Genomic DNA, 11,658 nt, shown 5'->3' with positions numbered 1-11,658 from the left:
TTACTTCATGTATAAGAAAGGCTTAAGCTTTTCTTGCAAATGTATAAGCCGTTGCAGCAATTGCTTAATACTTTGCAACAAATGCTCTTTCATATATAAGAAAGGCTTAAGTCTTTCTTGCAAATGTATAAGCCGTTGCAGCAATTGTTTAATACTTTGCAACAAATGCTCTGCCATATATAAGAAAGGCTTAAATCATTGCAGCAATTGCTGTAATGAACTTATGAATTTATCAATCAATTTGGGAGATGCTTCAATGTAACCGTCGCTACTCAAACGGTTGTCCGCCTGCGCCTCAATACGGTTCGGTTAAGGCAAGAGACGTGATAAATCGCCGTCTCTACAAAGGACTGATTATTTCCGATCTAGTACTGTGCGATCGCTTACTCGCCCAAGTTAGGCATAGCCGACAATTGATGCTGCATAACAGAGGCCAACTAGCTATCATTAGCTAAGTGGTATGCCAGATAAATCGACGGCAATACCGTTTAGTTAGCAGCCTTTGTTAACTGCTTACACTCGCACCCATAAAAATTAGTTTGATCCACCTTCTATTCCCTGTTCTCTATTGTGATATGCGTTGGCTGAAAGTACTCTAAATAAGTACGGGGTGCAAAAAAATACAAAAAATTATTCAAGGATTAAGATTAAGGATACGGCTATGGCAACCGAACAGTTAACTAGAGACAGCGATAATCTAGATTTAAATCAGCTGTTAAGAACGCTGAATGCTGTTAAACAGGGTGATTTCTCTGCTCGGATGCCTATAGACCATACTGGTGTGGCAGGGAAAATAGCTGATACGCTCAATGATATTATTGATCAAAATGAGCGGATGGCGGCGGAGCTACAACGGATTGGTAATGTTGTCGGCAAAGAAGGCAAAATTGCTGAACGTGCTTCTCTGGGAGATGTTCGTGGTTCTTGGTCAGATTGTGTTACTTCTGTCAATACTCTAATTACAGATTTAGTTCAACCAACGGCTGAAACTACGCGGGTAATTCGGTCGGTTGCCAATGGTGACTTATCCCAAACGATCGCAACAGAAATTGACGGCAGACCTCTCCAAGGTGAGTTTCTGCAAACTGCTAATATCGTCAACACGATGGTAGATCGGCTTGGTTCTTTTGCGAGTGAAGTAACGCGGGTGGCGCGTGAAGTGGGAACTGAAGGAAAGTTAGGCGTTCAAGCCGAAGTGCAAGGTGTCGCTGGCACTTGGAAAGATTTGACTGATAACGTTAACTTGATGGCGGGTAATCTCACCGGGCAAGTTCGCAACATTGCCGAAGTTGCAACTGCGATCGCAAATGGTGATTTATCCAAAAAAATTACTGTCAATGTCAAAGGCGAAATTCTCGAACTAAAAAACACCGTCAACACGATGGTGGATCAGCTTAATTCCTTTGCATCGGAAGTAACGCGAGTTGCCCGTGAGGTAGGAACTGAAGGGAAGTTGGGCGTACAAGCGGAAGTTAAAGGTGTTGCAGGTACTTGGAAGGATTTAACCGACAACGTTAACTTGATGGCAGGAAATTTAACAGCCCAAGTGCGTAATATTGCGGAAGTGACAACGGCGGTTGCAAATGGCGACCTTTCCAAGAAAATCACTGTTGATGTGAAAGGCGAAATTTTAGAGTTGAAAAACACCGTTAACATCATGGTGGATCAACTTAATTCTTTTGCATCGGAAGTAACAAGGGTTGCGCGTGAGGTGGGTGCTGAAGGAAAATTAGGCGGACAAGCAGAAGTGCGCGGGGTAGCGGGTACGTGGAAAGACCTTACCGATAGCGTAAATTTCATGGCGGGAAGCTTGACTGCACAAGTGCGGAATATTGCGGAAGTAACTACTGCGGTTGCGAATGGCGATTTATCTAAGAAAATTACTGTCGATGTGAAAGGTGAAATTCTGGAGTTGAAAAATACCATCAATACAATGGTGGATCAGCTTAATTCTTTTGCAAGTGAAGTGACGCGAGTTGCGCGTGAGGTGGGAACTGAAGGGAAGTTAGGCGTACAAGCAGAAGTCCGGGGAGTTGCGGGTACTTGGAAAGATTTAACTGACAACGTTAACTTAATGGCGGGTAATCTCACCGGACAGGTGCGAAATATTGCCGAAGTTGCAACTGCGATCGCAAATGGCGATCTATCTAAAAAAATCACCGTCGATGTTAGAGGTGAAATTCTCGAACTCAAGAATACCATCAATATAATGGTGGATCAACTCAGTTCTTTTGCGAGTGAAGTAACGCGGGTTGCCCGTGAAGTGGGAAGTGAAGGTAAGCTGGGTGTGCAAGCAGATGTGCGCGGCGTGGCGGGTACTTGGAAAGATTTAACTGACAGCGTGAACTTCATGGCGGGAAGTTTAACGGCACAGGTGCGAAACATTGCCGAAGTGACTACGGCGGTTGCAACAGGTGACTTATCCAAGAAAATCACCGTCGATGTCAAAGGTGAAATTCTGGAGTTGAAAAATACCATTAACACAATGGTGGATCAACTAAATTCCTTTGCATCAGAAGTAACAAGAGTTGCGCGTGAGGTGGGAAGCGAAGGTAAACTGGGCGTGCAAGCAGAAGTGCGCGGCGTGGCGGGTACGTGGAAGGATCTCACCGACAGCGTGAATTTCATGGCGGGAAGTTTAACGGCACAGGTGCGGAATATTGCCGAAGTAACTACGGCGGTTGCAACTGGCGACTTATCCAAGAAAATCACTGTTGATGTCAAAGGTGAAATTCTGGAGTTGAAAAATACCATTAATACAATGGTGGATCAACTCAGTTCCTTTGCAAGTGAAGTGACGCGAGTCGCCCGTGAGGTGGGAACTGAAGGTAAGCTGGGCGTACAAGCGGAAGTCAAAGACGTTGCTGGAACTTGGAAAGATTTAACCGACAGCGTGAACTTCATGGCGGGAAGCTTGACGGCACAGGTGCGGAACATTGCCGAAGTTACAACTGCGATCGCCAATGGTGACTTATCCAAGAAAATTACTGTTGCTGTCAAAGGCGAAATTCTCGAACTCAAAAATACCATCAATATAATGGTGGATCAACTCAACTCCTTTGCAAGTGAAGTAACACGGGTGGCGCGGGAAGTGGGAAGCGAGGGTAAACTAGGCGTACAAGCAGATGTGCGCGGCGTAGCTGGAACTTGGAAAGATTTAACCGACAGCGTGAACTTCATGGCAGGAAGTTTAACGGCACAGGTGCGAAACATTGCCGCCGTTACCACAGCTGTAGCTAATGGCGATTTATCTAAGAAAATCTCTGTTGATGTCAAAGGTGAAATTTTAGAGTTGAAAAACACCGTTAACACGATGGTGGATCAACTCAATTCCTTTGCAAGTGAAGTAACGCGAGTTGCCCGTGAGGTGGGAACTGAAGGTAAGTTGGGCGTACAAGCAGAAGTTAAAGGTGTAGCCGGCACTTGGAAAGATTTAACTGACAGCGTAAACTTCATGGCGGGAAGTTTGACAGCACAGGTGCGGAACATTGCCGAAGTTACGACAGCCGTAGCAAACGGCGACTTATCCAAGAAAATCACCGTTGATGTGAAAGGTGAAATTCAGGAACTTAAAAACACCATTAATACAATGGTGGATCAGCTAAATTCTTTTGCATCAGAAGTTACCAGGGTTGCCCGTGAGGTGGGAACGGAAGGTAAATTAGGCGTACAAGCTTACGTCAGAGGAGTTGCAGGGACTTGGAAAGATTTAACAGATAACGTTAACTCGATGGCGGGGAACCTCACCGGACAAGTTCGCAACATCGCGGAAGTTACCAAGGCGGTAGCGAATGGCGACTTATCTAAGAAAATTACCGTCGATGCCAAAGGCGAAATTTTAGACTTGAAGAATACTACCAATACAATGGTGGATCAACTTAGTTCCTTTGCAAGTGAAGTAACGCGGGTGGCGCGAGAAGTGGGAACTGAAGGGAAGTTGGGCGGACAAGCGCAAGTCCAAGGTGTCGCGGGTACTTGGAAAGATTTGACAGATAACGTTAACTCGATGGCGGGTAACTTAACGGCACAAGTGCGCGGTATCGCCAGAGTTGTAACGGCAGTTGCTAACGGAGACTTGAAACGGAAACTGATGTTAGATGCCAAGGGAGAAATTGAAACCTTGGCAGAGACAATCAACGAAATGATTGATACTCTAGCGACATTTGCCAATCAGGTAACTACAGTAGCGCGGGAAGTGGGAATTGAAGGAAAGTTAGGCGGACAAGCTAGAGTACCAGGCGCGGCTGGAACTTGGAAAGATTTGACGGATAATGTGAATGAACTGGCTGCTACACTGACAACTCAGTTGCGAGCGATCGCAGAAGTTGCTACAGCTGTAACTAAAGGTGATTTAACTCGTTCAATTGCCGTCGAAGCACTAGGGGAAGTAGCGATACTCAAAGACAACATCAACCAGATGATTGCTAATCTGCGCGAGACAACGCAGAAAAACACCGAGCAAGACTGGTTGAAAACTAACCTAGCCAAGTTTACCCGAATGCTGCAAGGGCAGCGAGACTTGGAAACCGTATCTAAACTAATCCTCTCAGAACTTGCACCCTTAGTAGGAGCGCAACACGGCGTATTCTTCCTGATGGACTCTGGGGAAAATACACCGTTTTTAAAACTAATTAGTAGCTACGCTTACCGCGAACGCAGACATTTGGCTAACCGCTTCCACTTGGGTGAAGGTTTGGTGGGACAATGTGCTTTAGAAAAAGAGCGAATACTGCTAACGGATGTACCAAGTGATTATGTCAGAATTGCCTCTGGTTTAGGAGAAGCGGCTCCACTTAATGCCGTGGTGTTACCTGTACTTTTTGAAGGACAAGTGACAGCAGTCATAGAATTAGCATCCTTCCGCCGCTTTAGCGAAATCCATCTGACATTCTTCGACCAGCTTACCGAAAGTATTGCGATCGTCCTCAACACGATCGCAGCTTCTATGCGAACTGAAGAATTACTCAAGCAATCGCAATCTTTGGCTGAAGAACTCCAAACTCAACAAAATGAACTCCGAGAAACCAACAAACGCTTAGAACAACAAGCCCAATCACTCAAAACTTCAGAAGATTTACTCAAAGGACAACAAGAGGAACTGCAACAAACTAACGCTGAGTTGGAAGAAAAGGCAGAGTTGTTAGCTATGCAAAAGAAAGAAGTCGAGCGCAAAAATCGAGAAATCGAACAAGCAAGAATGTCTTTAGAAGACAAAGCTGAACAACTCGCCCTTTCTTCAAAATACAAATCAGAATTTCTCGCCAATATGTCCCACGAACTGCGGACACCGCTAAACAGCTTGTTAATTTTGGCGAAGTTGTTGGCAGATAATATAGATGACAACCTCACTACCAAGCAAGTCGAATACAGCCAGACAATTTACTCAGCCGGTACTGACTTGTTGGCATTAATCAATGACATTCTGGATCTCGCTAAAATTGAATCTGGAACTATGTCAATTGACATAACCCAAATGCCCTTGGTAGAGTTGGGCGAACAAATTGAGCGCACCTTCCGGCAAATCGCTCAGAGCAAAGGACTTGCATTCACAATTGAATTTACTCCCGACTTACCCACAACCATCTATACAGATGTCAAGCGCTTACAACAAGTGTTAAAAAATCTCCTCTCCAACGCTTTTAAATTTACAGAGCAAGGAGAAGTCCGCTTGCAGATTGCGGTGGCGAAACAGGGATGGAGCAACGACCAGGTAACTTTAAATCGCGCTCAAAATGTCATCGCCTTCTCTGTCAGCGATACAGGGATTGGCATCGCTCCCGACAAGCAAAAAGTTATTTTCGAGGCATTTCAGCAAGCCGATGGCTCTACCAGCCGGAGATATGGCGGTACTGGATTAGGATTATCAATTAGCCGCGAAATCGCCCGTCTCTTTGGTGGCGAAATTAAACTAACAAGTCAACCCGGTCAAGGTAGCACCTTTACATTCTTTTTCCCCCAATTGAATCCTGAACCTACATCAACACAACTCCCTACTCCCTACTCCCTACTCCCCACTCCCCACCCCTCACTCCTCACTCCCCACTCAGCACTCAGCACTCAGCACTCAGCACTGATTAATGACGATCGCGCTACTATTGGCATGGGCGATCGCGTCTTGTTAATCGTCGAGGATGACGTTAATTTTGCCCGCATCCTCATAGATATGGCGCAACAGCATGGATTTAAGGTGATAACAGCCCAAAATGGCAGTACAGGTTTAGCATTAGCGCAGCAATTCCATCCTTCAGCCGTTTTACTAGATATCCGAATGCCAGAAATGGATGGTTGGACAGTATTGGATCGTCTGAAACATGACCCAAATACCCGCCACATTCCCGTACACATTATGACCGTTGAAGAAGGGCAACAACGCAGTTTGCAACTAGGTGCGATCGCATATCTGCAAAAGCCCTTAAGCAGCGAGATAATATCCGAGGCATTGGTGAAAATTAAAGGTTTTGTTGAGCGCCAGGTAAAAAATTTACTGGTAGTCGAAGACGATGATACTCAACGGCATAGCATTGTCGAGTTAATTGGCAACAACGATGTTTATACTACTGCTGTTGCCACAGGTGCAGAAGCCCTAGAAGCCATCCGCAGCCAGCATTTTGATTGCCTCGTCCTCGATTTAGGGCTACCCGACATGACCGGGTTTGAATTGATCGACCAGATTAAGCTTCTACCTCACGGCAAAACATTGCCCATCATTGTCTACACAGGTAGAGACATTAGCAAAGCTCAAGAAACCGAACTGAGACGGATTGCCGAAACAATTATCATTAAAGATGTGCGATCGCCCGAACGTCTCCTCGATGAAACAGCATTATTTTTACACCGAGTCCAGGCAAATTTACCTGCACCCAAACGACAAATACTTGAACAATTGCATTCCATAGATTACTTGCTCGCTGGCAAGAAAGCACTAATTGTAGACGACGATGTGCGTAATATTTTCGCGCTGACAAGTATGCTGGAGCGTTATCAAATACAAGTGTTATACGCTGAAAACGGCAGAGAGGGGATTAACGTGTTACAAAATACACCAGATATTGATGTCGTTTTGATGGATGTAATGATGCCAGAAATGGACGGTTACGAAACAACAAGCTTAATCCGCCAAAACGAGCAATTTAAATCTTTGCCGATTATTGCACTGACAGCTAAAGCCATGCAAGGCGATCGCGAGAAGTGTATTGAAGCTGGTGCATCAGACTACATCACCAAACCCGTAGATACTGAACAACTGCTTTCACTCTTGCGTGTTTGGCTATATCGGTAAGCTAAATTAAAGGGGGCAGGCGCAGGCTTTTACTTTTCAGCTAGGTAATCAAGCTGCTAATTTAAATACTGAAAGAGCAATGGCATTAAATCAGCAAGCTAATGCTGCAAATAACGTTGCTAATTAATTGCAAAGTCTCAGTAATGCTAGGTCTTCAAATGCAAATGCAAATGCAATAAGCAATGCTATGAATACCGTTGCAGGAATGTACCGTTAACGACCCTGGCAAATACTATTAACTGCTTGCCCGTAAACGTCGTTGCCAGCAAAGCTTAATTGCTGATTTTGCGGTTGGTTAAAAGAGTTAATTCCGATCGCACCCTGCACGTTAATAACTGTTCCCAGTTTTGTTTGGCAATCAAAGTCTTTAATCGTTGAAATAATCATGTTGAAGTTAACGCCTTCATTCCATGACTCGGTTAATTGAATTGATAAACGTCCATCAGGCTGAATTTGCGCGGCATTTACTTGTACGGTGCTTCCTGTTCTGTCCAGCGCGATCACGGGGAGGCAGATAGAAGGTAATAGACACAAGGCAAAGAATAGTTTTTTAATCACTACTTTAAGTTACATTTGATGCCTCAATTATCAAGGGCGATCGCTCCTCAAGGCATCGGTAACTCTAGGCAATGTTTGTGAAGACTTAAAAACGGTGGGGGCGATTTTCTACATCACCCCCACCGTAAAAAACCGATTCAACTGCCCACAGTATATCCCACCTTTCAGGTTCGGCAGTTTCAAATCGACGGAAACCACCAAGGCTTGAACTACCTCACTGGAGACAGTTGATCTAAGTATAGATGAGTAATTCCCTCGCTCTTGATGATTGATTATCCATTAAAGGACGAAATTCTTCCATTAAGTCCAAAGCTAGGGAAGGTCTACCATAACGCTCAACGTGTAAGTATCCTAGATAGGGATCAAAGCCAACAATATTTAAAGCACTTTGCACATCATGGCGTAGCAATGAATACCCAAAACTCAGTAGGGCATTAACCGGATCGGTTGGTGGACGGCGGTTTCTGGCTTCAAATCTAAATTCTGAGGTTTTGATTAGCTGTTGAAAACAACCAAAATAGGCTGCACTACCGGCACCTTCTAAGCCTCTGAGAGAATCAATATTGTTAGTGTTTTCGATTAGTGCGATCGCGTTTTCCAATCGAGTGATGTTATTATTCAGGTCAGTATCAGGATGTTCTCGCTGAGTGCGAAGTAAGCTATGGCGGTAATTTTTCAATTTACCCCGCACAAATCCCCTAACTAAATGTATTGCTGGTTCTGATTCTCCCACAGCTTGCCATTGGGCTTTCCGAACAAAAATATTTTTAGTAGCTTCTGGTTCTAAACGTCCTAAATATCGTCCATTTTGTGTGAGAAAAGTTAAACAAATGTGACGTTCTAAAAGTTCACTGACGACGGCGGGAGAAATAGTAGCCCGACCTAATATTACAATTCCTTCTATTTTAACTAAAGGGATATCCAAGATTGTTTTTTGTTCAGCTTTGACAGTCAGACGTTCGTCAACTTTACCGATAAAAGCATCGGTTTGTGTTACCTAAACTGTTCCCATTTTTGATGATTCCTACTAATAATTGGTGCTGAAGTTTGAAAAGTATTAGGCGAATAAATAGAATTCGCTACTACACAAGCAAAGTCCACCTCCCTGGACTAATAATCAAGAGTTTTCTAACCCACGGAGGCGGGTTTTGTCTGTGTAGCCGAGACTTCCAATCGCCAGGGCTAGTAATAAATTGGATGTTTAATTTACTTCTTGATAACTTTTAACTTTATCGGTTGCTTTGGGTAAACATTGCGAATAAAGACTGCATCCTTGGCAACGTTTGCTGTAAACTGGTTTTGGCATTGTTCCTGTTTCTAGGAGATTTGTGACAGATTCAATAGTTGCGATCGCACTTTGCCGTAACTCTGCATTAATCTCTACTAATTGCCGTTGATGGGAGTGGGCATAATAGATATATCCAGTGTTAACTGGTTCTCCTGTCATCTCTTCTAAACATAAGGCTTGGGCACAAACTTGCAACTCATCGTTATCCCATTCGCCTTTACGTCCTCTTTTGTATTCCACTGGATAAACTTGACCTGATTCAGCTTCGATTAAATCAGATTTACCGATGAGTTTATATTGCTCAGACTTTAGCCAAATTGCTCGAACTTGCCAAGTTTCTCCTCGCTGTATATCGCTTTTGGTGTGGACGCGATCGTGTAAAGTTGTGCCTTCAATTGTGTATTGATTATCGGTAAACTCCCCTGTACAAAACATCCGCCAACAGCGATGCAGACAATAGGCATATTGATTCAATGCCGCAATGGAAATATATTCTAATGAAGGGGATAGGTGAGAGGTTACAGGGGACAGAAAATTTTTCATATTTTTACTCATTGCGTATTGATTAGTCGATTACGAAGAGTAGTAAGCATTTTGCTGATTTCTGTAATCAGAAATAAAGTAGAGTTTGCTTGTGATTGAGGTATATAGTTCAACCTTACAGTCAGCATTAAAAAAGTTTCTGTTTCCATTAACGAGCCTTTAGCGATCGCTAAAAAGTTTGCATAATCTTTTTTCGTTCCTCGTGCATGGCCCTCAGCTATATTGGCTGGTACTGATACTGCTGCTCTAGTGATTTGCGAAGTCAATCGATAAGTTTCTGTTGCTGGAAATTTAGCAGTTAATTGATATATCTGCACTACCATATCCATTGATTTTTGCCAAACAATCAAATCTCGATGCGACTCTATTTTCATAGGTGATAGGAAAGAGGTGATAGGGGATAGGTGACAGGTAACAGATTAAGCTAAGTTTTATTTGATACATTATTTATAACCTATCCCCTATTCCCTGTCCCCTGTAACCTACGTGTCATTCCCATACCCATTGTTGTTTTTCTGCCGACACCAGTATATAAAGCAAAGTCAGCTAAAGCGTTAATTTGCTTAATTTGTATTGGTTCAACTGCCCCTAAAATCTTATAGGTTACTTCGCCAAGAACGCCGATAAATTTGCTGCGAGAGTCGGCTAATATTTCTGTGTGAATATTGACAAATGAGGGAAATATTGACTCAATTGCAATCTGAGATAATTCTATGCCACTATATTTATTCCACCGCGAAAGTAGGGAATTAAACACAGATTCTCTGGTAGGAAGGGTAGTATCATACTGTCCTTGACGGAAGGCGGTAGGCGTGGAAAAGGTAAGATTAATGGAAGAATTGCGATCGCTAGCTTCTTCGTATAATTGAGCATAAGTAGTGGCATTTGCCCAAGGTTGAATAGATTGGGGTGTGCCTTGGATGCTGGTAATATACAAGTCAGCCGGGCCAAGATGCCAAGGACGATTGGGATTAAGATTTAGCCAGAGTTGGGTAAGTTTGCCAAATAGAGTGTCATCTAATAAGGAGATACGCCACCAACAAGGAGTTCCGGCGGGAATGGGTTGTTGATGTGAATATTGCAATTTAGATCCCCCCTTACCAGCCTTCAAAAGGGGGGAATTAATTTGTAAGGGAGAGAGGGTGAAAGCTTTATCTGCGGTGGAATCGTGCAAGCGATCGCCTAATGTGCTATCTACAGAACTAACGAGGGTTAAAAATAAGGCGTGGAGATGTCTACCTGTGAGATACTGTGGTGGAATGGGCGATTGAGGTAGCAAATTCAACACTAAACTATGAGGCATATTTTCTCTTTTTGGTCGTAGACTGAGTGCTTCTTGACTCTACAGTGAACTCAGGGATTTCCTGGAGTTCAGCTTCACTCAAACTATACTGTTCACAAACGAGACTGAGACGATTTCCTGGGGTTTTGACAGCGTTAACCGAATGGGTTAAATCACCTTGAAAATAAACTAAAGTATTGAATTGGGGCTTAATTTGCCCAAGTTGGCGTTTGTGCGATCGCAATACCAGTTCTCCTCCTTCCATATCTGCTGGTACTCGCACATAGAGAACACTCACAACCGCAGGCGGTTCAATGGTTTTGGAGTAGGAACGTAAGGAGCGATCGATATGCGGATCGACGCGGGAGCCTTCTTTGAGTTGTAAAGGATTGAGGTAAAAAGCATTACAATTCGGCTGGAGAGCCAAATCTAGGTAAGGTTTGAAGTAGGGAAACTGTTGTTCTACTTTTGATAATCCAGAACGCTGAAATACTACAGAAAATCCTTTAGTGGCGACAAAATCGCGGTTGAGGTTGTTGATAGCAAAGTAAGGACAAGCTTGGATTTCTCCCCACAGGTTGTTTAGGTAGTCGCTGGGGAAGGCGTTGGTTTGTTGTTGATAGTGTTTCACTAGGGATGTGAGAAAAATATACTTATAAATCGATGTTCTACAAATTCTCGCACCAATGGTGTGAGAATTTAATTACT

The 11,658-nt window shown here is 43.6% G+C and carries 7 protein-coding genes and 1 pseudogene; 2 read left to right on the top strand and 6 right to left on the bottom strand.

Features of this window, described 5'->3' with window-relative positions; genetic code table 11:
- The first annotated feature begins 248 nt into the window (after nucleotides 1–248).
- Together GNF10_RS10185 and GNF10_RS10180 are read left to right on the top strand one after the other, a co-directional pair.
- A complete protein-coding gene (locus GNF10_RS10185; RefSeq protein ID WP_185584833.1) occupies nucleotides 249–455 on the top strand; it encodes a hypothetical protein in 207 nt (68 codons plus the stop codon).
- A gap of 206 nt (nucleotides 456–661) precedes the next feature.
- On the top strand, nucleotides 662–7,279 hold the full coding sequence (locus GNF10_RS10180) for a HAMP domain-containing protein (protein WP_185584832.1): 6,618 nt from the start codon (nucleotides 662–664) through the stop codon (nucleotides 7,277–7,279).
- A gap of 213 nt (nucleotides 7,280–7,492) precedes the next feature.
- Here GNF10_RS10180 and GNF10_RS10175 read toward each other — a convergent pair whose 3' ends face one another.
- From GNF10_RS10175 to GNF10_RS10150, 6 genes and pseudogenes are all read right to left on the bottom strand, one after another.
- Nucleotides 7,493–7,837 carry a hypothetical protein gene (locus tag GNF10_RS10175; RefSeq protein ID WP_185584831.1) on the bottom strand — a complete coding sequence of 115 codons (345 nt, stop codon included), beginning with the start codon at nucleotides 7,835–7,837 and terminating at the stop codon, nucleotides 7,493–7,495.
- A 277-nt stretch (nucleotides 7,838–8,114) separates the two neighbouring features.
- Nucleotides 8,115–8,849, bottom strand: a pseudogene (gene cas1 / locus GNF10_RS10170) (CRISPR-associated endonuclease Cas1); the annotation flags it as partial.
- Nucleotides 8,850–9,038: 189 nt separating this feature from the next.
- Complete coding sequence (gene cas4 / locus GNF10_RS10165) at nucleotides 9,039–9,668, bottom strand: CRISPR-associated protein Cas4 (protein WP_185584830.1); 630 nt, start codon at nucleotides 9,666–9,668, stop codon at nucleotides 9,039–9,041.
- Between the two features lie 8 nt (nucleotides 9,669–9,676).
- Nucleotides 9,677–10,042: a four helix bundle protein gene (locus GNF10_RS10160; protein WP_069070565.1), complete on the bottom strand. Its 366-nt coding sequence runs from the start codon at nucleotides 10,040–10,042 to the stop codon at nucleotides 9,677–9,679.
- Between the two features lie 80 nt (nucleotides 10,043–10,122).
- Entirely contained in the window at nucleotides 10,123–10,971 is an 849-nt protein-coding gene (gene cas6, locus GNF10_RS10155; RefSeq protein WP_185584829.1) for a CRISPR-associated endoribonuclease Cas6, read from the bottom strand.
- Nucleotides 10,961–11,581, bottom strand: a complete 621-nt coding sequence (locus tag GNF10_RS10150; RefSeq protein ID WP_185584828.1) for a 2OG-Fe(II) oxygenase — start codon at nucleotides 11,579–11,581, stop codon at nucleotides 10,961–10,963. The genes cas6 and GNF10_RS10150 overlap by 11 nt, the downstream gene beginning before the upstream one ends.
- Nucleotides 11,582–11,658: the final 77 nt, after the last annotated feature.

Origin of the sequence: Nostoc sp. UCD121, from assembly GCF_014222285.1 — a bacterium.
In the GTDB taxonomy this organism is placed as follows: domain Bacteria; phylum Cyanobacteriota; class Cyanobacteriia; order Cyanobacteriales; family Nostocaceae; genus Nostoc.
The sequence above is the reverse complement of the archived record's forward strand: the minus strand, read 5'-3'. Positions and strand labels throughout refer to the sequence as shown.

Coding starts and splice junctions, on each gene's coding strand:
- GNF10_RS10180 (WP_185584832.1), top strand. CDS start 662: ATGGCAACCGAACAGTTAACTAGAGACAGCGATAATCTAGATTTAAAT.
- GNF10_RS10160 (WP_069070565.1), bottom strand. CDS start 10,042: ATGAAAATAGAGTCGCATCGAGATTTGATTGTTTGGCAAAAATCAATG.
- cas6 (WP_185584829.1), bottom strand. CDS start 10,971: ATGCCTCATAGTTTAGTGTTGAATTTGCTACCTCAATCGCCCATTCCA.
- GNF10_RS10185 (WP_185584833.1), top strand. CDS start 249: ATGCTTCAATGTAACCGTCGCTACTCAAACGGTTGTCCGCCTGCGCCT.
- cas4 (WP_185584830.1), bottom strand. CDS start 9,668: ATGAAAAATTTTCTGTCCCCTGTAACCTCTCACCTATCCCCTTCATTA.